22 protein-coding genes and 1 other RNA gene are annotated in these 26437 nt (G+C 30.7%); all 23 read right to left on the bottom strand.

The window, feature by feature from the left end:
• Positions 1–234 (bottom strand): hypothetical protein (locus BLV37_RS10685; RefSeq protein WP_208975253.1); only part of this gene is annotated, 234 nt, incomplete at its 3' end.
• A gap of 93 nt (positions 235–327) precedes the next feature.
• Positions 328–1236, bottom strand: coding sequence for a Na+/H+ antiporter NhaC family protein (locus BLV37_RS10680; protein ID WP_091731160.1), 909 nt, complete (start codon positions 1234–1236; stop codon positions 328–330).
• A gap of 171 nt (positions 1237–1407) precedes the next feature.
• Positions 1408–2262, bottom strand: coding sequence for a bifunctional 5,10-methylenetetrahydrofolate dehydrogenase/5,10-methenyltetrahydrofolate cyclohydrolase (locus BLV37_RS10675; protein ID WP_091731150.1), 855 nt, complete (start codon positions 2260–2262; stop codon positions 1408–1410).
• Between the two features lie 234 nt (positions 2263–2496).
• A complete protein-coding gene (locus tag BLV37_RS10670; RefSeq protein ID WP_176967958.1) occupies positions 2497–3549 on the bottom strand; it encodes a C40 family peptidase in 1053 nt (350 codons plus the stop codon).
• Between the two features lie 150 nt (positions 3550–3699).
• The gene (locus BLV37_RS10665; RefSeq protein ID WP_091731145.1) at positions 3700–5052 is read right to left on the bottom strand and encodes an MATE family efflux transporter; all 1353 of its coding nucleotides are present in this window, start codon (positions 5050–5052) and stop codon (positions 3700–3702) included.
• Positions 5053–5162: 110 nt separating this feature from the next.
• On the bottom strand, positions 5163–7100 hold the full coding sequence (locus BLV37_RS10660; RefSeq protein WP_091731144.1) for a hypothetical protein: 1938 nt from the start codon (positions 7098–7100) through the stop codon (positions 5163–5165).
• A gap of 13 nt (positions 7101–7113) precedes the next feature.
• Complete coding sequence (locus BLV37_RS10655) at positions 7114–11922, bottom strand: ATP-binding protein (protein WP_091731141.1); 4809 nt, start codon at positions 11920–11922, stop codon at positions 7114–7116.
• A 186-nt stretch (positions 11923–12108) separates the two neighbouring features.
• Positions 12109–12499: RNase P RNA component class A (rnpB, locus tag BLV37_RS10650), an RNA gene on the bottom strand.
• 104 nt (positions 12500–12603) lie between these two features.
• Positions 12604–13347, bottom strand: coding sequence for a zinc ribbon domain-containing protein (locus BLV37_RS10645; RefSeq protein ID WP_091731139.1), 744 nt, complete (start codon positions 13345–13347; stop codon positions 12604–12606).
• Positions 13348–13386: 39 nt separating this feature from the next.
• Positions 13387–14493 (bottom strand): Nif3-like dinuclear metal center hexameric protein, encoded by a 1107-nt coding sequence (locus tag BLV37_RS10640; protein ID WP_091731136.1) that lies wholly within the window; start codon positions 14491–14493, stop codon positions 13387–13389.
• The gene (locus BLV37_RS10635) at positions 14487–15179 is read right to left on the bottom strand and encodes a tRNA (adenine(22)-N(1))-methyltransferase (protein WP_091731133.1); all 693 of its coding nucleotides are present in this window, start codon (positions 15177–15179) and stop codon (positions 14487–14489) included. The genes BLV37_RS10640 and BLV37_RS10635 overlap by 7 nt, the downstream gene beginning before the upstream one ends.
• A gap of 24 nt (positions 15180–15203) precedes the next feature.
• Positions 15204–15914 (bottom strand): HAD family hydrolase, encoded by a 711-nt coding sequence (locus tag BLV37_RS10630; protein WP_244270526.1) that lies wholly within the window; start codon positions 15912–15914, stop codon positions 15204–15206.
• Between the two features lie 86 nt (positions 15915–16000).
• The gene (gene rpoD, locus BLV37_RS10625; RefSeq protein WP_091731127.1) at positions 16001–17113 is read right to left on the bottom strand and encodes an RNA polymerase sigma factor RpoD; all 1113 of its coding nucleotides are present in this window, start codon (positions 17111–17113) and stop codon (positions 16001–16003) included.
• Positions 17114–17138: 25 nt separating this feature from the next.
• Positions 17139–18971 (bottom strand): DNA primase, encoded by a 1833-nt coding sequence (gene dnaG / locus BLV37_RS10620; RefSeq protein ID WP_091731125.1) that lies wholly within the window; start codon positions 18969–18971, stop codon positions 17139–17141.
• 138 nt (positions 18972–19109) lie between these two features.
• Complete coding sequence (locus BLV37_RS10615) at positions 19110–20126, bottom strand: deoxyguanosinetriphosphate triphosphohydrolase (RefSeq protein WP_091731122.1); 1017 nt, start codon at positions 20124–20126, stop codon at positions 19110–19112.
• A 194-nt stretch (positions 20127–20320) separates the two neighbouring features.
• Positions 20321–21136 carry a pyruvate, water dikinase regulatory protein gene (locus BLV37_RS10610; RefSeq protein ID WP_091731119.1) on the bottom strand — a complete coding sequence of 272 codons (816 nt, stop codon included), beginning with the start codon at positions 21134–21136 and terminating at the stop codon, positions 20321–20323.
• 11 nt (positions 21137–21147) lie between these two features.
• On the bottom strand, positions 21148–21780 hold the full coding sequence (ccpN, locus tag BLV37_RS10605) for a transcriptional regulator CcpN (protein ID WP_425287124.1): 633 nt from the start codon (positions 21778–21780) through the stop codon (positions 21148–21150).
• Between the two features lie 155 nt (positions 21781–21935).
• A complete protein-coding gene (locus tag BLV37_RS10600) occupies positions 21936–23327 on the bottom strand; it encodes a glycine--tRNA ligase (protein WP_091731113.1) in 1392 nt (463 codons plus the stop codon).
• Positions 23328–23599: 272 nt separating this feature from the next.
• Positions 23600–24094 (bottom strand): DUF4342 domain-containing protein, encoded by a 495-nt coding sequence (locus tag BLV37_RS10595; RefSeq protein ID WP_091731110.1) that lies wholly within the window; start codon positions 24092–24094, stop codon positions 23600–23602.
• A 17-nt stretch (positions 24095–24111) separates the two neighbouring features.
• Complete coding sequence (recO, locus tag BLV37_RS10590; RefSeq protein WP_091731108.1) at positions 24112–24855, bottom strand: DNA repair protein RecO; 744 nt, start codon at positions 24853–24855, stop codon at positions 24112–24114.
• A 26-nt stretch (positions 24856–24881) separates the two neighbouring features.
• Entirely contained in the window at positions 24882–25022 is a 141-nt protein-coding gene (locus BLV37_RS14835; RefSeq protein ID WP_143031507.1) for a YqzL family protein, read from the bottom strand.
• Between the two features lie 109 nt (positions 25023–25131).
• Positions 25132–26019: a GTPase Era gene (gene era / locus BLV37_RS10585; RefSeq protein ID WP_091731106.1), complete on the bottom strand. Its 888-nt coding sequence runs from the start codon at positions 26017–26019 to the stop codon at positions 25132–25134.
• Between the two features lie 5 nt (positions 26020–26024).
• Positions 26025–26429 carry a cytidine deaminase gene (locus BLV37_RS10580; RefSeq protein WP_091731104.1) on the bottom strand — a complete coding sequence of 135 codons (405 nt, stop codon included), beginning with the start codon at positions 26427–26429 and terminating at the stop codon, positions 26025–26027.
• Between the last annotated feature and the right edge of the window lie 8 nt (positions 26430–26437).

Below are 26437 nucleotides of genomic sequence, written 5' to 3'. Positions count from 1 at the left end.
TTTATCATTTCTTCTTTGAATGTAGTATTCCTTTTTTCTAGTGCTTGACTCCCTAATGGTCTCATCAAGCATTTCTAGAGCTTCCTTCACTATTTTAACTCCTATTTCATCTAGGGATTTTCCTGTATTTATGATGAAATGAGAAATGTCTTTACTATCTAATATTAGGTCCTCTAAATTATTTTTCATATCCAGGGTGATTTTTTCTACTATTTCGTGTATAATTGTATTCATAAGAATAGCCTCCTCTGTGTTTTGGTGTGTTGCTTTGACACTTCCATCATAACATATGGGGCTATTCTTTTTATATTTTTTCCTACAATTATTTTACACTAAGGTCAATATAGGTATGATAGCATTTGAGGCTTTTAATTTAATACCTTCCTGGATTTCCATTTTAGAAACTTCATCACTAGCCATAGGCTTTGCAGTGTCAGAATTTAGCTTCCCAGTAAGCCTTGCTCTTCTTTCAGCATGATACATTGGCCCTATTTCTTTTTGAGTAATAGCCAATACTAACACCAGTAATATTGCAATTATGTTATAGAAAGTATAAGGAATAGATTTTAAAAACACAAAGTAAATATTTTCTGAAACCCCAATAGCTTCATAAGCATTTCTCATAACTCCTATTTCATATCCTACCCATGTAGATACCAAGGCCATACCTGCAATAGGAGCTGCTGTTGAGTCTATAATGTACGAAAGCTTTTCTCTAGATACTTTCATCTTATCAGACAAAGGTCTCATAGTAGGACCAACTATAAGAGTATTAGCATAATCATCAAAAAAAACAAGAACCCCTAATATCCAAGTGACTATTTGAGCTCCTCTAGCAGTTTTGGTTTTTTTAGCTAATGCCTCAGCTATAGCTTTTGTTCCTCCCATTTTTGAAACTACACCAATCATTCCACCAATGCTTAAAGTAAATATTAGTATTGCCGCATTCCACGAATCTGATGCAGAACCTAGTAAGTATTCATCTAAGGTTCTTAAAAATGCATAAAAAGGATTTCCTCCATATAATAATAAAGCGCCTACAAATACTCCAAGAAATAATGACAATAGGACCTGCTTTGTAATAAATGCAAGAACTATAGCTAGTAAAGGTGGTAATAATGAAATCACACCAAAATTAACACCTCCATCTTCTGGTGATTGAGCATAGGCTGTGAAGGAAACAATACATAGAGTTAAAATGATTGTAATTATGATAAGCAATCTTTTCTTAGACATCAATAATTATCCCTCCTTTTTTTAATTGTACTGCCCTCCTTTCATTTTTCTTTTATTATTCATTATTCAATGCTTATCATAATATTCCTTCTTTTGTAATAAATTAATTATTTTCTATTTAATTACAATTTTAGACAGCAAAAAAGGCCATATTGGCCTTTTTTTCAACTATTATTTATCTGTAATATTTTTGCACGCCATAATTACGTGTCTTAGTAAAATAGCTGATGTAACACTACCTACTCCTCCTGGAACAGGAGTAATGGCTTTTACATTTTCAACTACATTATCATAATCTACATCACCACATATCTTTCCTTCCCCAGCATCATTAATCCCTACATCAATGACTATACTGTTTTCACTAAAATAATCTTTACCAAGCATTCTTGCTTTTCCAACAGCAGCTACTACTATATCATTTTTAGCTGTCAATTTAGGTAAATCTTTAGTTTTAGAGTGGCATATTGTAACTGTAGAGCTTTCACCTAAAAACATCATACTAAGAGGTCTCCCGACTACCATACTTCTATTTATTATTGCTACATTTGCTCCTACTAAAGGAACATTATAATGCTTTAATACCTCTATTACTGCCTTTGGAGTACATGGTACAAATCCGTCTATATCGCCTTCAAACACCTTTTCTAGATTAAGTGGATGCATACAATCAACATCTTTTTTAGGATCTATTAACTCCTTTATTATCTCATAATCAATATGATCTGGTAAGGGTCTAAACATTAATATCCCATGCACCGTATGATCTTCGTTTGCTTTTTTAATAAGCTGCACGAATTCATCCATAGGAGTATCTGCACTTACTTCAAATACACGTGCCTGTATACCTACAGACTCGCAGTTTTTAATAACACCCTTCTCATAAGAAATATCATCTGCCCTATTACCCATTCTTATTATACCTAATGTGGGAATAATATTTCTCTGCTTTAGAGTCTCTGCCTCAGCTATGATTTTTTCCTTTATAGCTTTTGCTACAGGAGCACCCTTTAAAATTTCAGCCATATGTAATCATCCTTTCAATTTATATATTTAAAATAAAAATATAGAACTTTTATATTCGTTATAAAACAAGACTGTACCAATGCCCTTGAAAATTATGTCATTCTCTAATATATTAGCATATTTTAAACTTTTTATTCAATCATTGTTATATTCCTCACAAAAAATTAAGCCTTATCAAACTCTGCTTGTTATTCAGGATTTAATAAGGCCTATGATTATATTTATTAAAATGTTTTAATTTTCGATTATTCTCCTTGCAGTAACAAATCTATTCTTATAGTAGCTAGAATTCACTTCTTCTATTACTACTTTTTTTTGACCAGTAGAAGCATGTATCATTTTGCCGTCTCCTATATATATGCCCACATGTGATATTCTTTTTTTCCCTGTTGTATCGAAAAATATTAAATCCCCAGCTATTAAATCTTCCTTTTTTACGGTAGTACCTACTCCAGCCTGTTCACTAGATGAGCGTGGCAATTTTATACTTATTTGCTGGTATGCAGCATAGGTTAAACCTGAACAGTCATAGCCTTTGTTCCCTGCCTGAGCATAAGCATAAGGTTTGCCAATAGCATTGTGTGCATATTCGATTACCTTGCTTACGTTAGTAACACTATTTCTATTGAAGCTAGCTCTAGATAACTGAACATTTTCCTTATTAAGAGAAACTAAAAGTGGGTTTACTGCAAATTCGTTTCCTTCTTCATCTAATAATATAAACTGACTATCTCTAAAATCTTTTATATATAGAATATCTGCTTTACGAATATGTAAATATTTATTGTCCTTATTCTTAACTGTCATAGCTGCTGTTGCTGTACCAAGAGAAATATTTTCCTTTTCAATAAAGATTTCATCCAGTATCGAAAGGTAAACATAGCCCTTCTTTTCATCCTGTGTGTTAAATAAACCAAACTCTCCATGATTATCTATTAGACTAAGTAGTTCTCCAGCCCCTAGCTCTTTAACAATACTAGAGTTAAAGTCTGCTTCTGAATACATTGCTGCTGGTATATCTTTAAGCTTGTATATCTTAATTTTTTTTGTTATGGTTATTAAATCTTGCTTGTCCGCATAATACGTATCGTTTTGTTCACTGATAATATATTGATTTTCATTTTCTCCAGAAATATATACTCTAGCTCCTTGGGAAAAAGTTGTAGCGTTTGTGCCTTCCTGAGCTAATAATGTAATATCCTTTAAAAATACGCCTACATCAGCAAACGCTGTATTTGTTAAAAGCATCAAAGCAAATCCAACTAAAGCAGCAAAACATTTTTTCACTACTCCCCACATCCCTCCAAAAAAATCAAAGCTACACTCAATTAACATCATTATATTATAAAGCTATTCCATTAGCAATATAATGTTACAAATATATTGCTTTATAAGGAATAAGCTCTTGCTTTTAATAAACAAGAGCTTGTATTATTATCATGTTACATTTCTAATCCATTTTTTAGATATCACTCTGGGCAATCCTATAGTGGCCTTTACTACCTCTTCCAAGGAAACAATAGCCATAACATAATATACTGGTAATTTAAATACTAATGCTCCTAAAAATGCTAGTGGAACTCCTACCAGCCATACAGAACCCATTTCTAGCAGCATAGAAAAGGTTGTATCTCCACCACCCCTAAGTACTCCCACAATCAAAGTTCCATTAAACATCTTCGCAATTAGGTAAATAGCCATAACAGCAAGCATCTTTTTTGAAGTATGGAACAGTTCATCTGTTAAACCATTAAAGGCTTTTAGTGTGAATCCCGAGGTTAAATATAGAATAACTCCTAAAAATAATCCAGAGGTTGTAGCAATAAAGAGATACTTAACGGCGTATGAGTAAGCTTCTTTCTCTTCATTTGCTCCTATTTTATTTCCTACCATAACTGTGCATGCATTTGCTAAGCCTCTAGAAATAACTAAAAAAATATTTTGTATAGTATTAGCTATTTGAACAGCTGCTGTAGCTTCTTTTCCTATTTTAGCATAAGCTACTGAATACATAACATTTCCTAAGGACCAGAAAGTTTCATTTACTATTACAGGATAAGTAGTTTTAAAATATTTAAAAACAAATTCTTTATTCCAATTGGTTAATTCTTTAAGGCTTCCTGCTAAAGGACCTTTGTCAGAATATATTGCGTATAAAATAAAAATAATCTCAACTATCCTTGCAATGAGAGTTCCATAAGCCGCACCTTTAATCCCAAGCTCTGGAAAACCAAATTTTCCAAAAATAAGCAGATAATTGAACACTGTATTAGTTACAAAGGATATACCACTAACTACCATAGGTGTTTTGGCTTGTTCAATGCTTCTAAGAGCAACACTAAAAGCAAAGCTTATACCTGTAATAATATAGCTTAAAGATACTATCCTTAAATAGTCGCTCCCTAATCTTACTACATCTGCTTCTTTTGTAAAAAACATCATGATATATTCTGGTTTAAATAATGCTACTGCAGTAAATATTACCCCCACTCCACCGCACAGGATTATTGCCAATCCTAATACTTTTTTTATATTATCTGTATCTTTTTTTCCCCAAAATTGTGCTATGAAAATTGAAGAACCACTATTAATTCCAAATGCTATTAATGCATAAAAGAAAAAAAACTGATTAGCTAATCCAACAGCTGCGATACTACCTTCTCCTAGACTAGTAATCATCAATGTATCTATCATGTTCAATGAAGATGTAATTAGGTTCTGTAGAGTTATTGGTAATGCTATTGCAAACATTGATTTATAAAATGCTTTATCTCTTTCTATAATTCTCATTTGATATCCTCCAAAATGCCTTAAATTATTTCATTAGTACATTATATCAAAAAATGTCTTGTATACATAGAAGTATTTCATATCATTTAAAAAGCAGGAGAGATTATCCCCTACTTTATTTCTGAAAGTCTTATCAAATATTCTATACAGCTAACTTCTCCACCAAACATGTTTTCTCTCAATCTCCTTATATCATTAACAGTTACCTTATCTGCTTCCGTTCTTTTTTCATGTGATATTCTATTTCGTAGAATATGTATGTTGTGAAGCTTTGTTTTAAAGTCTTCATTGTAAATCCTTAATATTTTATCTCCAGCCACTTCAGTACTATAATATTCCTTAATTATTTTTTCATAGTTCATTAAAATATGTTTAAAGTTTCCAACCATAGGGTCTGGATGAAATTTTAATAACAATTCATTTGCTCTTTCATTTGGCCTTATTTTTAACTCTGGATATTTGTTGCTTATGTATTTTTTCATAGAGGGAAATGCCTTGGTTTTTATAATATTCTCGAAGACATCAGTGTATGAAATCCCTACAGGAGATTGATCAAACTTTGTCTTTGAATAAATACTATTTAATTTTTCTCCTTGAACTATTTTCGTCAAATTAAAATTATCCAGCTTATTCCATATGTTTTTTATTGACATGTTCTTTAGTGTATCTATATGATCAATATTTAGAGATATATCTTGGAAATAATCTCCTGCCATTTTTACAACATACTCGTTATATTCTTCTTTTTCTTCTTTTGATAATGCCCTGTCTTGATATGAATGTATGGTTGAATCTGAATTAATATGTGATTCTAGCTTTTTGAACATCATTAAGTTTAACTCTTCTTGTCTTTCTATTACTCTTATTGCTGCATCTGTTACCTTCTTGTGTTTCTCTAATAATTCTTTATAATCAGTATCAGTATTGGTATCATTAGTAACATTAACTTCATCTTCTATTATAGATTTTTTGTTAACATAAAATTGAAAAGCTTTGGATACAAATATTTTATCTTCTTTTAATATTTTTCTCTTTATTGAAGCTCTTAAGGCTTCAGCTTCCTCATGCTTAGAAAGGACATATATGTCTTCTGATAACCCTATGTTTTTATATAGCTTTTTTTCTTCTAAAGTAGAGCAGCCCCAATGAGTTTCTAACAAATCCGATTCATCTATTACATCATTAATCATCTGTTCTTCACTTATTGTTTTGCCTTCTTTTTTTGCTTGGTATAAAGCCTCACAAGCAATTCTAAGGAGACCAGGAAAACCTCCACTTACTTTTTTCAACATTTCTCTTTCATCTTCTAATACCACAATCCCACTTTTCTCGAAAGCTTTATCAATATATATATTTATCTCCCTATCTCCAAACAACTCTATCTGTTTAGGAGTAAATATACCAGGTAGTCCTGAAACATCTACTGTATAAGAAATTTTTTGAATCTCTACTCTACTTGTAACTATAAAGTGAACATTAAATGAAGATGTATCATTGGCCACATCCCTAAGAAAAGAATAATTTTCTTGTGCCATCTCCATTTTTTGATACTCTTTAATGTTTTTAATCATCTTGTCAAAATCATCTATTAAAAAGATTGTGCCTATTTTTTTTATATATAAAAACCTAAAAATATCATATAAGCAGTCTCTTATTTTGTTCTCTTCTGAATAGTCCTTGTATTCACGAAATATTTCATCACATTCCCTTTTAATATCCTTTATGATATATTGGTTATATTTAATTTCATATTTTAAACATCTCCTCAGTGTTTCAAGAAATTCTAAAGCACTTTTGGGATCTGTTTTATCTGTTTTGACTATTAATGTTGTCTTTTTGTTAAATTCAGCTAGATACTTTTCTTTAGTGTCTGGAAAATTAATATAATTTAGCAGTGAGGACTTCCCCACACCGTCATCATTTATTATTGCAAAGTTATTTCTTTTTGCATTGATAATATCATAAATGTCCAAAACTAAATTCTCATCACCAATATAGTCTTCACTATTAATAACTGGACATTTATTGGCTAATATGCTATTCAGCATATAAAATCCCCCTTTATATTATTCTATTTATTTCTTCTATCTCGTCAATGCCGCAAAGTATTTGCATATCATTTGCTTCTAACCACTCTTTCCATTTTGCTCCGCTTACATTTTTATACCATAGTCGCCATAGTTCAAGAGTAAATTTATAGGAAGCTACATCCTTTTCAGTTGCTTTTTCTAGTATGTTTTTTTCCACTAATTTATCTGCGGAACCCTTAATGTAGTCTTTAAAAAATCTACCCTCTAAGTTGTATTCGGTATCGATAACTTTAAATATTTCTATAAGCTTTTTTATGTCTAAACTGTCATTATCATGTTTAAGAAATCTTCCTAACAAGATTATAATAGCTCTTTCACAAGGATCTACTATTATCTCTTCTATATTAATAAACAAATCTGAGCCTTTTAAAATTTCTTGAACTGCAAATTCAACATCTAATGGATATACAGTGTTTTCTTTCTTCTCTTTATTTAGTTTGTCAAGTATTTTTAAGCAAATTTGTACAATATAATATGGATGCCCTTTTGTATATTGCATTATGGACTCTATACTTTCATCTGTATAGACTAGGTACTCATTTACTGGTTCTTTAATCAAGTTTATAGCAGCAGCTTTATCTAAAAATCCTAACCTTATTCTCCTGCTAGAGTCGGCAATACGTGCTACTGTTACTTCTGTCCTGTTTACAATGTCTTCTCCTCCGGCAAATATAAAACATGTTTTTCTTAAACGATCAAGAGCAATCCTTCTAAGATCTGGTAGAATATTTTCAACACTATTGTTAAAGGATCTTAGGAGCCCTTCAAATTCATCAATTAAGATTATCAAGGATTTTTCTCCAATGTTTTCTTCGATTTTTCTTAAAAAAGCATCAAACTTCTCCATTGAATCTCCACTACCCATAGAAAATTCCTCAAGGGATACCTCTCCTAAATCAATGCCATAATCATATTTAAATGAATCAATAATTTTACTTACAAAAAGCTTATAAATAAGCTCATCTGTAGTTTTAGGCAATATGCCACTATCTGCGTTACATAATACTGAATAACACCTTTCATTTAAGCTTGTCTTAACATAATTTAGCAGGGAAGATTTCCCTACACGACGTAGACCATGAATAAAAAAGGAATGATCTCCTCTTTTTAAGTCTAAAAAATTATCATGTATATCATTTATTTCTTCTTCTCTACCGTAAAAATATGTGCTTTCAGCACCTGCTGGAGCAGTTAGGTACAAATAAGTAGGAGTTCTTTGAAATTTGTTAATCCTATCCTCTATCCTGATGGGAATTTCACAGGTATAATAGTCCCCTTCTCCATCTTCAATATATTTTAAGGTGATTATTGATACATAGTCTCCCGCCTCGCTGAAACAATAATCAAATTTAAAGCTAGTACCCTTATTTTTTCTTAAACCTCCAAGATTTAAATACTTAGATTCTATAAGTTCTATACCTTTACGCAGTTCTATGCTTGCACTGAGCTCATTAGCTATAGCCTCACCAGTATTTTTTACATGAAAATGGAGCACTGTCTCTAACCCTAAGCTATCCATATTATTCAAAAGCTTGCACTGTAGGTTTACTCTTTTTCTAAGCCTTTCTCTTTCTTTTATACAGGCTAAATCAAGATTATCACAGATACTAATATATTTTTTTCTATATTTATTATTCTTTATTTCTGTAAAGGACTCTCTTATTGTTAAAATTTCATTTTTTATTTCCTCTATTACTCTTCTTTTATCTACTGTATTAATTATGTTATTATAGGAGAGTTTTAACCTCCAAATATGTACAAACTTTTTAAAAGCATCTAAATTATAAGGTGCTATTTTATTTAGGTATCCATTTTCTTGTAACTTAAAAAAAGTGCATATATATTTAGTAAATTTAAGATTTTCGAATAACTCTTTTGAATCATTAATGCTTTTATAGGCCACAAGTATATTATCTATTGCAGTATCAAAGGAGATTTTCCAATCAACCCCTATTTTTGAAGAATAATATGTAACTAATAAAGCCTCAAAAGAGAGATGCAAAAGCGGTATATACAATTTATTTTTTTCTAAGATTATACTGTTGATTTCAATATATTTTAGTACAAATTCACAGAAATCCTTAATATTATCTTTTTCAACTGCAGCTTTTATTACTTGCAAGCTTTTATTAGATAATGACTTTAGCTCAAGTTCATCTAAGATATTAACATTATACCTATCCTTTATTTCCAGCTTCAAAATCTCATACATATCTACTGATAATTTGAAGTTTTCTATCTCTAGAGCTAAATATGGCACAAAATTCAAAAAATCTTTTGTACTTAGAAACATGCTTGAGTCATGAGTTAGAGCAAAAAACTTATCTAAATCATAGTCATCATTGTAAGTTGTTAAATAATCATCAATCAAATATTCTTCAGTAGATGCTATTTCTTCTTGAGGAGAGTTTATATCCTCAGTTATTTCATTTTCTACTCCTATTAACAAGCTATTGATCATATTGAAGCACGAGTTATATAGTTCTCCTAGAAAAAATTTCACTTTGTTAATTTCTCTAACTGCTTCTATACTCTTATTTTCTAAAGCATAATTAAATGAAGATATAACATGTATTAGAGGGTCATTTTTATCCCTAAATAGCTCTTCTAGTTTATTAAGAGTAACATGATTAGAATCCATTTTTACGACAATAGAAATAGCTTTTAATACATAGCTTAATTCCTTTATATTATAATCAATTCTGCCTTCTTCTGCCATTATGTAGAGTTTGCAAATATTTTCAGATACAAGTGCAGAATCTGATCTATCAAATACTTCTACAAATTTAGGGTTATTAGCTTCTTTAAAATTCAATAATGCCTCACGCCATTGCTTTATTTTCATTAACATTTGGCCGTATCCAATAAAATAATCAGGATTATCATTATAATATTTTAAACAGGTATTAGTAAGTTCAAGTATCTTCTCTTTTTTCTTTTCTTCAGGTATATTTAATACACCTATAAATTCTGGATATTTATATTTATATAATTGGTTAAAGCCAAATAATTCAACCATCAATAAGGTAACTATTTCTTTAATCCTTGCCCTTTCTTCTGCTTCTAATAAAGGAAATAATTCGCCATAGCAAGCTGTTAACCTGTTAGTAAGTATTTTCTCTACATAGGGCTCTAATAAGTAAACTTCAGAGCGATATTTATCATTTATATCTTTTAGGATTTCATACATTTTAAAACTTGTTGTTTTTATTAAACTTAATATAGATTCTATGTTAAGCTCACTGTGTAAATCATATTCTACAAAAAATTTGAGCAGGCTTTTTTTCAGCTCATACTGATTATAATTGCTAAGTATTTCTTTAACTTCATCATAATTCAATAAAAATTCATTATCATACCTACAAATAGAATATATTATACCTGTTAATGATCCCTTGTCTACAGCAATGCAAAACTCATTAAACAGGTTAACCTTAGATTTATTATTTTTTTCGTTAATTTTTCTGCCTAGAACAATTAAAGTATTGAAGTTTTTCTTTGTACGAATCCATAGTTTATTGTTTTCTCCATCTAATAAAGTCAATAACATTTGGGTAAGATCATTTCTATCCTTTAATATGCACGTAATAGCCACCTTTCTAAAAGGCTTTAAATTAAATTTTTTCTCATTTTTAAACTGAATAAAAGCATCATAATAAAGAAAAACAGCTTCATCAAGTTGATTCTCCATCTCTATCAACAAATCAGCATTTGTCTTTTTAATATAACGATCTCCAGGAAAGGTTTTATGCAATATTGTATATATTTCTAAGCCCCATATTTGTTTATTATATTTAGAAAGGCAAATGTTAAACTCTCCTAACTCCTTATCTCCAGGCGGATTCGGATATCTTTTTACAAATCTTATTACATATTTTTTTAATTCAGCTATCTCTATTCCTTGAATGCTAAGCATAAGATCGCATAAATTAATCATTTGGTATACATCCTTTAGGCTAGGGTCAATTTTATATCTTGTATTAAGATATTCCTTTAGTTGTGGGAGATAAGAATTTTCAGAGGCCCATTCAAAAATGGTCCTAGAGGACACTCCGGCTTCATATGCTCTTTTCATATTTTCAAAGGCATTATCTAAATCCCCTTCATTTCCATATTTAATTGCAGATACCTTATGCATTAGACCTTCATCTAATATACTATTTTTAATTACATCTATGTAGTCTGTTACAGATTTAATGAATGTCTTTTTATCAAACTCACCATATATGGGTTCATTATTTAATTTTTCAATATTGTCAGCAAAAAAATATATTAATTCTTTCTTTTTATCATTATCCTTTGTTATCTTCATTTCTTTGAAATTAGCACTTTGAGCTTCGATCCAGAAATTATTGACTTTACAAAAGTCTTTTAATATTTTATAATCGTAGTCCTTTGGATTTTTAATTAATTCTAGGAAATATATATATACCATATATCCACATTTTTTTTGTTCTAATAAATCTAATCCGTTTATTTTTTCATAATTATAATGGTTAAAAATATGCTTCCAGGTCTTAGCATATCTAGGGCTAAAAAAAAGCATTATTAAATAAAAAAACAATCTATCAGAACTGTCCATTTTTACATAGTGATTATTATCTAATTCCTTTCCAACACTATTTCTTGTGAATGAAGGAAAATATTCTAGAGATATTCTCTTTATGTATTTTTGATTTTGAATGTAGCTTATACTTTCATTAAATTTTCCATCTAAAATTATTTTTTGAAAATTACTAATAATTTCAGGAAAATTATTTTTTTCATCCTTATTGAACATAAATTCACTCTCCTTTTTAATTCTGCTGCTTTCCTTATCCCTCTATATTCTATATGATTCTACAATTTTCCTTTAATTTTTCCACTTTTCACAGTGATATAGTGGTATTAGATGATACCCTTAGATAGGAATCTATGTAACAAAAAGAAAACTCAGTGCCTTTTAAGCATTGAGTTTTCATAAATTGTATTAAGTAAGTCTATAAGCCGAGTTCTGTATTAGACGATCATCTATCTAGACCTAATGTTGCCAATAGGTTCCAGCGACCTACCTTTGGGATGGCGACGGGCAGCCGCCTTTTCTAGTCCCTACTTGGTCTTGCTCCAGATGGGGTTTACATAGCCAGCTAGTCGCCTAGCTGCTGGTGAGCTCTTACCTCGCCTTTCCACCCTTACCAGATAGCCCCTTCTATGGACTATTTCACTACATGCTCAGTTGTTACACCGAAAAAGAGTTCTGGCGGTATATCTCTGTTGCACTATCCTTGGGGTTGCCCCCACTGGGTATTACCCAGCACCCTGCCCTTTGGAGCTCGGACTTTCCTCATGCAAACGCATGCGATCATCTGGCTTACTTAAATATTCTTTTTACTCCATTAAATATAGCATAATGCTAAGCCTTATGTCAAATGAAAATAATCCTTCTAATTCCATCATTTTATAGTTATTTTGTTATAGTTCTTTAGGCATTAGTTTTTACTGTATTAATATAGCCCTGTTCTCTATAGTATAAAATTCTACCACAGTTATCGCAATAAGTTATTTCATCCTTGTTTTTTAGCTTACACATAATAAATAAAGGGATAGTAATATGACATCCTCTGCATTTACCATCAATCACCTCTGCAACAACCTTCCCTTTTTTTTCTTTTAATGTACTATATTTTATCTTTTGCTCTTCATCTAACTTAGATAATATTATTTCTAGAGCAGCTTTTTCTTTTTTTATTTTTAATTTTAACCTTTCAGCTACAGCTTTGTATTCCTCTATGTTTTTCTCCATTTCTGCCTTAAGCGCATTATATAGGCTAGTTGACTTGTTTAATTCTTGCTCTAATTTTTCAGTTTCTTCCATAAGATTTAAAATATCTTTCTCTAGCTTTATGGATTCTTTTTTTATCTCTTGTGCTTCCTTGCTCATGAAGGTTAGCTGCTTTAGATCTGACACGCTGCCGTCATAAAGCTTTTTCTCCACATCGCTTAATTTACAAGTCATCTGTTCTAGTTTACTGCTAGCTCTTTGTATCTTTACTTCATCTACTTCCTTTTGAGTTTTTCGATGTGTTATGTCATATTCTACTTGCTTGAGTCTAACCTTTAAATCATCCATTCTCTTTTCGTTTTCAATTTCCTTAAGCTTTAGTAATAGTTGTGCCAATCTATTATCATGTTGTTGCAACCTCCATAAAAGTTCCAACTGGCTCATCCTTTGACCTCCTTAAGGCTAATAAATGTAGGTTTATAGTTAAACAGTAATAAAAGGAATACTTTTTTCTTCAAAGCTGATTGTACTTACTTTTCCTTTAGTCATTTCATCTAAATAATTTTTTATATAAGACATTGCTAAATTTTCAGTGTAAAAATGACCTGCATCGATTAAGGCTATGTTTTTCTCTAAAGCAATTTGAGCATCATGATATTTAATATCTCCTGTAACATACGTGTCCGCACCACTAAAGTGTACATCATTTAAAAAATCAATCCCACTCCCACCACAAATTGCTATTCTTTTTGTAATTCTACTTGTATCTCCATATACTTTTATACTATCACAATTTAAGGTTTCTTTCACCTGTTTTGCAAAATCTAATAAGGTACTTTCTTTTTCCAATACTCCAACTCTACCATAACCATAATCTTTTCCTTTGTTGTAAAGTTCGTAAATATCATATGCAACTTCTTCATATGGATGAGCTTTTAGCATAGAGTCTAATACTTTTGTTAGACCTTCATCTGATACTATAGCTTCTATTCTCTCTTCTTGTACAAATTCTAGTCTATTAGCTTCCCCTATGTAGGGGTTAGTACCTTCTCTAGGCATAAAAGTACCTGTACCTGTAATATTGAATGTACAATGACTATAGTTTCCTATGAACCCAGCCCCTTGATTAGTCATAGCATCTCTTACTGAATCTTTATGAGAAATAGGAACATAAACAACTACTTTATAAAGTTTCTCTGTAAAGCTATTAGACAGTACACTAATATCCCTTAGTTTAAGTTTTTTTGCAAGTATTTCACTCACTCCATTTTCCGCAGAATCTAAGTTTGTATGTGCACTATATACTACTATGTCATTATTAACTAAATCTACTATCATTTTTCCTTTAATCTCATCAGATGATATGGATTTAATTGGTGTGAAGAAAAATGGATGGTGAGACAGTATCATGTCTATTTGATTATCTAGGGCATATTTTACTGTGATAGGGCTAATATCAAGAGCTAATAAAATTTTCTTAACTTTTTTTTCTAAACTTCCAATCTGAAGACCAGAGTTGTCCCATTTTTTATCTATTAGTTTAGAAGGTGCTATGTTATTTATTAACTTGATAATGTCTTTAGCTAACATATGGTATCTAACACCTCCTTATATTCATTATATTTTCTTTCTATTTGTTTATACTTAAGCTTTCCGTTTACTGTTTCTTTATCCTTTAATGCAATTAAAATTTTTTCTGTCTTTCTTATCTTTACTTCTAATAATTCTTTAAGATGTTTATCCTTGTTTTCAACTAGTTTTTTCCCTATTTCATAGTATATTTCATTATCTATGTTATCTTCGCCATGAGCTGCTACTATTATTTCATATATCTTGTGTCCTTCCTTAGCCAGCTTCTCATCTATTATCTTGTATTTGCTTCTATATAAGTATCTTCTTAGTTCTTCTGAGCCAACCATGGGCTGTAAAATAAATCTATTTATTTTTTGTGTCACAACTTGAGAGCTCTCCAAAATCTCAGTAATCAAAAGACCTCCCATTCCAGCAATTATTACTGTATCAACTTCATTAGGTGATAAGGGTTCTAATCCATTGCCTAATCTAGTCTCTATAATCTCTTCGTAGCTTTTTTTTTCAATGTAAGATTTAGCATTTTCTAATGGTCCAATATTGATATCTGTTGCAATGATTTTATTAGATACATTGTTATCTACAAGATAAACAGGAATATATCCATGATCAGTTCCTATATCTGCTACTGTAGCCCCCTTCTGAACATAGTCTGCAATAGCTTGTAGTCTTGGTGACAATTTCATATCTTTGCTCCTCTTATGAAAATATTATAATCTAGGAAGCTTTTTAACAAAATCATAAAAATCCTGCATGCTTCCTTTATAATCAACTTTATATGATGGTGCTTCTCTATCAATTAAACAGTCCTCGACTAAAAATGTTTTAATTCCAATTAGTGAAGATACCATATCTTCTTGCACATCATTGCCAACCATCATTACTTTGTCTGAGGTTCTATTTGTCTTTTCTAATATTTCTTCGTAGTATTGTATATTAGGTTTGCAGAAATGCATATTTTCATAGGTTGTTATTAGTCCAAAATCACTAGCTTCAAGACCTGCCCATTGGATTCTGTGGTATATAGCTTCCTTTGGGAATAGTGGATTTGTAGCAATGACTAAATTATAACCTTTATCTTTTAGCATTTGAATAATTTCCTTTACTATAGGATTTGGATTTACAATATGCTCTAAATCAACAAAATCCTTTTGATAAAATTCATCAAAAATTGGGAATAATTCATCTAAACTTCTGTCTACCTTTTTTTGAAAATCTTCAAAAAAGCAATCCATATTTGTTTTTTCTTTTTCTATATTACTAATCATGTAGCTTGTAGATGACCATATTGCTTCCTGTAACATGTCTGGTTCAAAAATATCTGCAAATTTATTGCACAGCTTTTTAAAATATTTTAATATGAATTCATCCATATCAAGAGGAAGAAGGGTTCCATCTAAATCAAATAAAATGGTATCCATTATTTCAACACCTCTCTAGCTCAATTCTTATGTCATAATTAAAGATTCGCTTTAGCGAATCTTTATTATATGATTTATGTTAATGCTTATTCTAAGAAATCTTTAAGCTTTTTGCTTCTGCTAGGATGTCTTAGTTTTCTTAGAGCCTTTGCTTCTATTTGTCTAATTCTTTCTCTTGTTACATCAAATTCTTTTCCTACTTCTTCAAGAGTTCTGGCTCTACCATCATCAAGTCCAAACCTTAATCTTAAGACCTTCTGTTCTCTAGGTGTAAGAGTGTCTAGTACTTCCATTAATTGCTCCTTTAATAGCGTAAATGTAGCAGCCTCAGCAGGTGATTGAGCATCATCATCTGGTATAAAATCTCCTAAATGACTATCTTCTTCTTCTCCAATAGGAGTTTCGAGAGAAACAGGTTCCTGAGCAATTTTTAATATTTCTCTTACTTTTTCTTCATCTAAACTCATTTCTTTAGCTATTTCTTCAGGGGTTGGTTCCCTTCCTAAATCCTGTAATAGCTGTCTTGATACTCTTATAAGCTTGTTTATAGTCTCTACCATGTGTACTGGTATTCTAATAGTTCTAGCTTGATCTGCTATTGCTCTAGTTATAGCTTGCCTAATCCACCATGTTGCATAGGTACTGAATTTAAATCCTTTTCTGTAGTCAAATTTCTCTACAGCCTTAATCAATCCTAGATTTCCTTCTTGAATAAGATCTAGAAACTGCATTCCTCTACCTACATATCTCTTTGCTATACTTACTACTAAACGCAGGTTAGCTTCTGCAAGTCTTCTCTTAGCTTCCTCATCGCCTAACTCCATTCGTTTTGCTAACTCTGTTTCTTCTTCTGCATCTAACAGAGGAACTTTCCCTATCTCCTTTAAATACATTCTAACTGGATCATCTACACTTATCCCTTTTGGAGGTGATAGATCTTCTTTTTCCGCATCTATTTCTTCATCTTCTTCTTCTATACTTTTATCAAGTAAAATATCTTCTTCCTTGTCACCTACTATATCTATTCCCATGTCTTCAAGGTTTTGATATACCTCATCTATTTGATCAGTATCAAGGTCTAATTCTTCAAGGGTATCCATGATTTCTTTATACGAGAGCATACCTTGCTTTTTTCCCTTTTCTATTAAGCCTTTTACAATATTTACATTTGGTTCTTTTGCCTTATCAAAATTACTCATTTCAGTCCCCTCCTTTCAGCAAAGACTACTGCTGTAGCTTCAGTTCTTTGTCTATCTCGATTATTTCCATACATAACTGTTTTATTAATTTCTCAACATCTCCTTTAATCCTTGCTTTATTATTCTGGATTTCGGCTATTTGTTCCTTTATGTCATTTTTTTTAATTTTCAGCTCATAATAGTATATTTTTTTTATATAATCTTCTACTGCCTTGAACTTTTCCTCTTCGTCAAAGTCTAGCTTTAGATTAAACACTTCTTTTAACTTTTCTAGTTCCTCTCCTTCAAAATGAATAGCTATCTTTTCAGAATTTATTTTTTCTCCACTGTTATATAATTCATAGGTAATATCTGCGGCTCTTCTGTATACATGATTTAAAAAATCTTCTGGTCTAAATCTATCTTTTATATGATTATATATATTTTTATCATTTATAATAAAATAAAGTAGTTTTTTTTCTGCCATTAAATGCCCTGATTCTAAATTGTATTTTACAGGCAAAATATTGTATTTATTATTATTCCTATAATTAACATTAATATACTTGTCCTTTATAACGGAATTGACATATGAATCCCTATTATGATTTATTTCTTCTTTAATTGCATCTACAGAAATATTAGTTTCTTGCGACACTTTTTTTACATATGCATCTAATTCAATGGGGCTTTTAATATTCTTAAGCATACTGGATATATCTGTAGTAAAACTAACCTTTCCTTCTACAGTATTAAGATCATATTTTTTTCTGTAAAAATTAATTTTGAAGTCCAAGTAATTATAGGAATCTTTAAATAAATTTTCAAATCTTTCTCTTCCATTTTCTTTAATAAAGTCATCTGGATCTTTTCCAGTTGGAAGGAGAATAACTTTAGCATTTATGTTTTCTTCTCTTAAAACATCCAAAGCTCTGTCTGCTGCACTTAGTCCTGCATTGTCAGAATCATAGCATATATATATATCATTACTATATCTTTTAAGAAGCTTAGACTGATTTAAGGTTAAAGCAGTTCCTAAAGATGCGACGCAATAATTTATTCCATATTGATAAAGAGAAATAACATCCATATATCCTTCTACTAATAGTATTTTATCCCTGCTATATTTTTTTGCAATGTTAAGCCCATAAAGATTATATCCTTTTGAAAAAACAGTTGTATCTGGAGAATTTAAATATTTTGGTTGCCCGTCTCGTACTACTCTCCCCCCAAATCCAATTATTCTCCCTCTAACATCAATGATTGGAAACATTACTCTTCCTCTGAATCTATCGTAGTATCTATTCCCATCCCTATGCTTTATTATTAGACCTGCTTTTTCAATGTCAATCTCACTATAGCCTTTGCTCTTTAAAAAGGTATATATATCATCCCAGCTATTATTTGAATAACCTAATCCATATGTTCTTATTGTTTTATCTTGTATACCTCTATCATATAAATATTTTAAAGCTGTTTTATCCTTTGTTAAGTTATTGAAGTAGTATCTTGCAGCTTCTTTGTTTAAACTATATAACATGTTTTTTTCTTTTTCTTTTTTTGTGTTTACATTTGTCCCCTTTTCATCTAATACTATATTTGCTCTCTCTGCTAATAGCTTCAATGCTTCAACAAAGTCCAGTTTCGAATATTCCATAATAAAAGCTATTACATCTCCACCCGCACCACACCCAAAGCAATGGTACATTTGTTTTGAAGGCGATACAGAAAAAGATGGTGTTTTTTCATTATGAAATGGACATAAACCAACAAAGTTTGAGCCTGTACGCTTTAAAGCTATGTGCTGTGATATGATATCTACTATGTCATTACTTTCTCTGATTTCTCTTATATTATCTTCATTAAAAATATAAGGCATTTATATCACCTTTGTTTTACTATTCGTCATAAATTTTCATTTTCCTTCTTAAATATTTAAGTGTATTTATTTTGTAATCTAATTTTAATCAAAAATATCTTGAACTATATTCGACATATTTTTTTTATATCCTTCTTTTTAATATTTATCCCAAGATTTAGGTATAAATATTTCTTTATATATGTTTATAACATACCTATCAGTCATTCCAGCAATATAATCACAAATAATATCTTCTTCGTCATATATAAGATCTGTGTAAAAGTCTTTATGCTCTTTAGGTAGTTGGTTAAAATTTTCCATATAGTATTCGTATAGTTGCTTAACTATTCTTTGTGCCTTTTCTTCTTCACTTTTTGCTTTTGCATTTAAATAAACATTTTTAAACATAAATTTTCTCAGCTTGTCTGTATAATATTTTATTTCTTCGCTCATTATAATATGATTTTTTTCATAACTATTTATGACTATATCATTTATCATAGTGTTTATTCTCTCCCTTGATTTAAGCCCTAATACTCTTACACACTCCTTTGGTAGCATACTCTCTGTAATAATGTTTCCCCTAATAGAATCATCTATATCATGGTTAATATATGCGATTCTATCAGCATATCTAATTATTTGTCCTTCTAATGTAATGGGAATTGTGTCCCCTGTATGATTTAATATTCCGTCTCTAACTTCATGGGTAAGGTTTAATCCTTTTGTCCCTCCAGAGCTTTGGAGTAAATCTACAACTTTTAAGCTTTGTTCATTATGTTTAAACCCTTTTTTGTGTATTTCATCTAATACCTTTTCTCCAGTATGTCCAAATGGCGTGTGGCCTAGATCATGTCCTAGAGCTATAGCTTCGGTTAGATCTTCATTTAAGCCCAGTGCTCTAGCTATAGTTCTTGATATTTGTGCTACTTCAAGTGTATGTGTCAATCTAGTTCTATAATGGTCTCCTTCAGGGGCAAGAAAAACTTGTGTCTTATGCTTAAGTCTTCTAAAAGCTTTTGAATGAATTATTCTATCTCTATCTCTTTGAAAATCAGTTCTAATATCACATTTTTGCTCTTCTCTCACTCTTCCCTTAGAGTTTTTGCTTAAAGTTGCATACTTGGATAGGGTAATACTCTCCATTTCTTCAGTTTTTAATCTGATATTCATAAATATGCACCTTCTCAAAATAGAAATTATTTTGATTCTTTCCAATATAATTATTTTTATTATATATATACCACAAAATTATATATAATCCTTTATTGTAACTATATTTTTATATTAATATTTATTTAGCTTTTATGTTCTCCACTTATCCAATTAAAAAGAGTACTGCATTAAAATACAATACTCAACTTGATTTATATATCATTCGATAGTTTTTTCATTTCTAGTATTATTCCTGCTGTTTCTTCAACTGCCTTAGTAGATACATCTATTACAGGACAACCTAGTTTTTTCATAATCTTATCTGAATACTCTAATTCACTTATTATCCTATCCAAACTTGCATAATTTGCACTATTACTTAGCCCTAATGCTTTCAGTCTTTCCTGTCTTATTTCATTTAACTTAGTTGGATTTGCTGTTAATCCAATTATTTTTCTTGAATCTAATTCAAACAGTTCATCTGGTGGTGGTACTTCCGGAACTAGAGGGACATTAGCAACTTTTAAATTTTTATGTGCTAAGTACATGCTAAGAGGTGTTTTTGAAGTTCTTGAAATACCCACTAGCACAATATCCGCTTTTTTTATTCCTCTTGTGTCTTTTCCATCATCATATTTTACTGCAAACTCTATGGCTTCTACTCTTCTAAAATACTGTTCATCTAGCTTTCTTATTGTACCTGCTTCTCTCTTTGGCTCTAAGCCAACGAGATTTTTAATAGCATCTAATACTGGAGTCATAAGATCAACAGCCTGTATATTATACTCTTTAGCTTTTTCTAATATATAATCTTTAAGCCTGTCTATTACCATAGTAAATACTATAATGCATTTTTCATTTCTTGCTTCTGTGAGTATTTCTTTTATCTGTTCCTCATCAGTTATGAATGGAAATCTTCTTGTTTCATATTTTCCTGAATTAAATTGACTTATTGCTGCTTTTGCAACTTGTTCACCTGTTTCTCCTATAGAATCCGATAATATATATATTATCGTATTATTGTGCATATTAACCCCCCCTAATTATTTTTACATAGATCTACAAAAACTCTAACTATATTAGTTTTTGAAATTTTTCCTATTACCTTATATCCATGTTTGTTATTTATTACAGTTTCTTCAATTACTGGCAAACTATCAACTTGGTGTTCCATAATTTTTACAGCTGCATCTATGATACTATCTTCCGGAGTAATAGTCACTATATTAGGCATACGAGTCATAATAACCCCTACGGGTATTTTGTTTAAATCTACACCACCAATTGAATTTTTTAAAAAATCCTTTCTAGAAACTACTCCTGTTAAAAATCCCTCTGATGTAACGTAAATTGAACCTACATCTTCTAGAAACAATGTAACTATCGCATCATATAAGGTTGTTTGTTCATCAACTACTATTGGAAGAGACTTAATATCTGAAACCTTCATTGAGTTTATCTGGTTAGTAAAAAAACTCATGGCTTCCCTTCCACTATAAAAATATCCTACCTTAGGTCTTGCATCTAGTATTCCTGACATAGTCAATATAGCTAAATCTGGCCTTATGGTTGCTCTTGTAAAGCTTAATCTTTTTGCTATTTCTTCACTAGTTATTGGCTGATTAGCTTTTACTATATCTATTATCTTTTCTTGTCGTTCTGAAAGCTGTATATCGATCACCTCTTTAACCTTTTAGGTAATATTCTAAAGTTATTTTATCAAAACTTGTAAAATAAATCTATAGTTACAAATAAACTGTTACACAAGCTATAATAAAAGGAAGTCTTTTTTATTTTGACTTCCTTATTATTATAACTATATTGTTATTAAAATTCTAATTTTTCACCTATTATTCTTTCTAAATCATCTATTTTCACTCTTTGTTGTTCCATTGTATCTCTATCTCTTATAGTAACACAGCCATCTTCAATTGAATCATAATCAAAAGTAATACAGATTGGTGTGCCTATTTCATCATGTCTTCTATATCTCTTACCTATACTGCCGGCTTCATCATAATCAACCATGTATTTCTTTAAAAGCTTATTATAGATTTGAAGCGTAGGCTCACTTAATTTTTTAGTTAAAGGAAGTATTGCAGCTTTAAATGGAGATAATGCTGGATGTAGATTTAAGACTATCCTATCGCTTCCATCTTCTAGCTTTTCCTCATTATATGCATCAACCAAAAATGCTAAAGTAACCCTATCAACTCCTACAGAAGGTTCTATACAATATGGGATATATTTTTCATTTGTTACAGGATCTTGATAGCTTAAATCTTGACCTGAAACACTGATATGCTGCTTTAAGTCAAAATCTGTTCTATCGGCAATACCCCATAATTCTCCCCAGCCAAATGGAAATAAATATTCTATATCTGTTGTAGCATTACTATAGTGAGAGAGCTCTTCCTTTTCATGATCTCTAAGTCGAATATTTTCATCACTCATATTTAAGCTAGTTAACCAATTTTTACAAAACTCTCTCCAGTAATTAAACCACTTTAAATCTTCTCCAGGCTTGCAAAAGAACTCAAGCTCCATTTGTTCAAACTCTCTTGTTCTAAATATGAAGTTTCCTGGTGTTATTTCGTTTCTAAAAGATTTACCTATTTGCCCTATACCAAAAGGTATTTTTTTTCTCGAGGTTCTAGCAACGTTCTTAAAGTTAACAAATATACCTTGTGCTGTCTCTGGTCTTAAGAATATTTCAGACTGTGAATCCTCAGTTACACCTTGAAAAGTCTTAAACATAAGGTTAAATTGTCTTATAGATGTATAGTCAAAAGCACCACATTCTGGACATTTTATTTCATTATCTTTTATGTAGTTCTCCATCATATCATTAGACCAGCCATCTACATTAATCTGTTCTTTGCCAGATTTAATAATAAATTCTTCTATTAGCTTATCTGCTCTGAATCTAGCTTTACATTTTTTACAATCCATTAGCGGATCATTAAATCCTCCAACATGTCCTGAAGCAACCCACACTTGAGGATTCATAAGAATTGCAGAATCAAGACCTACATTATAAGTCGATTCTTGAATAAATTTTTTCCACCAAGCCTTCTTTACATTGTTCTTTAGCTCTACTCCTAAAGGACCATAGTCCCATGTGTTTGCAAGACCACCATATATTTCAGAGCCCGGGAATATAAATCCTCTAGATTTAGCAAGGGATACTATTTTATCCATAGTTTTTTTTGTTTCCATAACGGCTTCCTCCTTGATATATTAAAATAAAAAAGTAACCTTATCCCTATAGGGACGAAAGGTTACTTCCGCGGTTCCACCCTACTTGATATCTATGTATAGATATCCACTTATTAGATATTGCTCGAAAGCTCCATCAGTTAAGCAATTATATTGGCTCCCACCATATCCAACTCTCTTTAATAATTGTTCTCAACTAACCCCTTTGTCATTGCAACATTTATTTCTATTTACAACTCATAATTTAGCAAACATATTGAATATTGTCAATACTACTCTTCTGATTCTTCTTCATCTGAACTATCTTTTCTATACGAACTAAACTTATCTTCTTTTTTGAAACCTTTTCTAACTTTATCTACTGTTTTTTCAGCTTTCTCGCTAATATTAATTATTTCGCCATCTTCTTTGGTAATCTCAATAGTGCATTTAGAAACTATTGCTGCCGCAAGACCTATTGCGGTTGCAGGTAACGCTATTAAAGCTCCTATGGCACCTGCAGTAACTGGTAGGTTTAAGATAGTATCTTCGTCTTTTTTAACCACTATTTTTGTAACATTGCCCTTTCTCAAAACTTCCTTTAGGTTCTCTATTACAGCTTCTCCCTTATTAGATAAATTATCGCTCCAAGAGTTTTTATTTTCTTCTAGATCTATTAGTGCCTCTAGTACATCCCCATTATTTCTTTCAAGAGCTTCCTTAGCTTCTTTATAGCTAACACCAGTTCTTTCTCTGATTTTGTCAATTTTTTCTAATGTAATATCCATTTTGAATCCTCCCTTCTTTATTCAAGAGTTTTTAAAAATTCTAAAGACTTAAAATTATTTTTTTCTATATGATTCATAATATAATTTGAAATTAATTTTTCAATAATATCTATATCCTTTATAGACATTTTTAAATCATTGATTTTATCTAAGTGAACAAAAAGCAATTCTTTCATTTTAATCAGTATATCCTTGCTTACTGTAGCTCCTCCAATACCATCCTGAAAACAGCTTTGACATATTGCTCCTCCCTGCTGAGAGCTGAATTTTATTATATTACCCAACTCTCCATTACACAATACACAACGGCTAATTTGTGGTCTATAGCCAATGAAGGTAATATATTTTAGTTCAAATGCAGCAAGTAGCTTTTTATAATCCTTATCTAATCCTGAAAGAACCTTAAGAGTCTTAATGGAGAGATCAAAAAGCTTTGTGTTTTCTACGCCCTCTATAGATGCAGCATCTACCAATTCAATAATATATGTTCCATAGGCTAGTTTATATAAATCATCTCTAAGTGAGAAAAAGGAGTTAATGATATCAGCTTGGTTTACATGATATAGGCTTCTTCCTTGATATAGTAAAAAATCACTATGGCTAAAAACTTGTGTTGACGCTACTAAGCTTCCTTTCGGTCTCCTTGCACCCTTTGCAATAGCCTGAACCTTTCCGTTGTTTCTAGTGAATATAGTTAGTATTTTATCCCATTCATCATATTTTGTCTGCCTTAGCACTAATCCCTCTGTCTTAAATAACATTTAGTCACCTCAGGTTTTAACTCTTATCACGCTCTTTTCTCATCCTTAGTAACAGAGCATATTTCTTCACTATTTTTATTAAATAAAATACTGTAATCTCTGTAACACAAATATGCATTTATATTGCCTGTTGTTTCAAATATTTGCCACATTTCATTCATTAACATACTTTAACCTCCTTAATTAGTTAATGTATATATTAGTTTACTGCTATGTAGTATTTTAATTCTATACAAATTGTGTTATTAAAGTTAAAATGAACAAAATGTGTTTTGTTTATCTATATCCAAATTGTTTTAGGAGTTTCTCCTTTTCTCTCCAATTTTTTTCTACCTTTACCCAAAGTTCAAGATATATTTGACTTCCTAATAGGGCTTCTATATCTTGCCTAGCACTTTTCCCTATACCTTTAAGCTTTCTGCCATTTTTCCCAATTATTATTCCTTTATGTGATTCTCGTTCACAATATATAGTGGCTTGAACATCTATTATGTCTTGATTTTCCCTCTTTCTTAGAGATTCTATTCCTACAGCAATTCCATGTGGAATTTCCTCATCAAGATAGTTAAGTGCTTTTTCTCTAATGATTTCAGACACTATTTGTCTTTCAGGCTGGTCAGTAATCATATCAGCTGGAAAGTACTGCGGCCCTTCAGGAAGTAGGTTTAATATTGCTTTAATCAAAGAATCTATACCTTTTCCTGTTATAGCTGATATAGGTATAATATCTTTAAATATATCTAACTCCCTATAATTATTCTTAATTATTTCAATATCATCGGATTTCAGTTTATCAGTTTTGTTGATTACTAATATTTTATCTGTTTTAATATTTTTTAATTCTTCAAGTATAAATTTATCTCCAGGTCCCATTTCAAGACTCTCATCTACTAGCCATAATATTACATCAACTTCATTAAGAGTATCCTTTGAAACATTTACCATGTATTCACCTAGCTTATTCTTAGGCTTGTGAATACCTGGAGTATCAATAAAAATTATTTGAAAATCATTTTCTGTATATATGCATTGTATTTTATTTCTAGTAGTTTGTGGCTTGTCAGAAACAATTGCCATTTTTTCACCTAAAATATGATTTAGTAATGTAGACTTTCCTACATTTGGTCTCCCTATAATTGTTACAAAGCCTGATCTATATTTCATGTATTTCACTCCTCATTTTTTTGAAGATCTTCTGGTCCAAAGCTATGTGGCAGCAAATCTTTCAGTTTATATGTTTTATATTCATCTTTGTTTTTTGCTATTATTAATGTTGCGTCTTTACCAAATTCTCTAATTACTTGTCTGCAAACTCCACAGGGATATGTATAGTTATCAATTTCACCAATGACTGCTATGGCTTCTATCTCTCTATCACCTTCTGAAACTGCTTTAGATATTGCAGTTCTCTCTGCACAGATTGTAGGGGTATAAGAAGCAGATTCAATATTACATCCTGTATAAACATTGCCATTCTTTGAAAGCAATGCTGCTCCTACTTTAAAGTTTGAGTAAGGCACATAAGCTCTCTCTCTAGCCTCGATTGCTTTTTCAATTAAACTTTTAATATCCATATGATCAC

Origin of the sequence: Proteiniborus ethanoligenes (assembly GCF_900107485.1) — a bacterium.
Classification (GTDB): domain Bacteria; phylum Bacillota; class Clostridia; order Tissierellales; family Proteiniboraceae; genus Proteiniborus; species Proteiniborus ethanoligenes.
The sequence above is the reverse complement of the archived record's forward strand: the minus strand, read 5'-3'. Positions and strand labels throughout refer to the sequence as shown.

Bases quoted from the DNA above. Each gene is read 5' to 3' on its own strand.
- BLV37_RS10610 (WP_091731119.1), bottom strand. From the start codon at position 21,136: ATGCACAATAATACGATAATATATATATTATCGGATTCTATAGGAGAA.
- BLV37_RS10595 (WP_091731110.1), bottom strand. From the start codon at position 24,094: ATGGATATTACATTAGAAAAAATTGACAAAATCAGAGAAAGAACTGGT.
- era (WP_091731106.1), bottom strand. From the start codon at position 26,019: ATGAAATATAGATCAGGCTTTGTAACAATTATAGGGAGACCAAATGTA.
- BLV37_RS14835 (WP_143031507.1), bottom strand. From the start codon at position 25,022: ATGTTAATGAATGAAATGTGGCAAATATTTGAAACAACAGGCAATATA.
- BLV37_RS10580 (WP_091731104.1), bottom strand. From the start codon at position 26,429: ATGGATATTAAAAGTTTAATTGAAAAAGCAATCGAGGCTAGAGAGAGA.
- BLV37_RS10600 (WP_091731113.1), bottom strand. From the start codon at position 23,327: ATGGAAACAAAAAAAACTATGGATAAAATAGTATCCCTTGCTAAATCT.
- dnaG (WP_091731125.1), bottom strand. From the start codon at position 18,971: ATGCCTTATATTTTTAATGAAGATAATATAAGAGAAATCAGAGAAAGT.
- rpoD (WP_091731127.1), bottom strand. From the start codon at position 17,113: ATGAGTAATTTTGATAAGGCAAAAGAACCAAATGTAAATATTGTAAAA.
- BLV37_RS10615 (WP_091731122.1), bottom strand. From the start codon at position 20,126: ATGAATATCAGATTAAAAACTGAAGAAATGGAGAGTATTACCCTATCC.
- BLV37_RS10665 (WP_091731145.1), bottom strand. From the start codon at position 5,052: ATGAGAATTATAGAAAGAGATAAAGCATTTTATAAATCAATGTTTGCA.
- BLV37_RS10645 (WP_091731139.1), bottom strand. From the start codon at position 13,347: ATGAGCCAGTTGGAACTTTTATGGAGGTTGCAACAACATGATAATAGA.
- recO (WP_091731108.1), bottom strand. From the start codon at position 24,855: ATGTTATTTAAGACAGAGGGATTAGTGCTAAGGCAGACAAAATATGAT.
- BLV37_RS10635 (WP_091731133.1), bottom strand. From the start codon at position 15,179: ATGAAATTGTCACCAAGACTACAAGCTATTGCAGACTATGTTCAGAAG.
- BLV37_RS10640 (WP_091731136.1), bottom strand. From the start codon at position 14,493: ATGTTAGCTAAAGACATTATCAAGTTAATAAATAACATAGCACCTTCT.
- BLV37_RS10630 (WP_244270526.1), bottom strand. From the start codon at position 15,914: ATGGATACCATTTTATTTGATTTAGATGGAACCCTTCTTCCTCTTGAT.
- BLV37_RS10655 (WP_091731141.1), bottom strand. From the start codon at position 11,922: ATGTTCAATAAGGATGAAAAAAATAATTTTCCTGAAATTATTAGTAAT.
- BLV37_RS10675 (WP_091731150.1), bottom strand. From the start codon at position 2,262: ATGGCTGAAATTTTAAAGGGTGCTCCTGTAGCAAAAGCTATAAAGGAA.
- BLV37_RS10680 (WP_091731160.1), bottom strand. From the start codon at position 1,236: ATGTCTAAGAAAAGATTGCTTATCATAATTACAATCATTTTAACTCTA.
- BLV37_RS10660 (WP_091731144.1), bottom strand. From the start codon at position 7,100: ATGCTGAATAGCATATTAGCCAATAAATGTCCAGTTATTAATAGTGAA.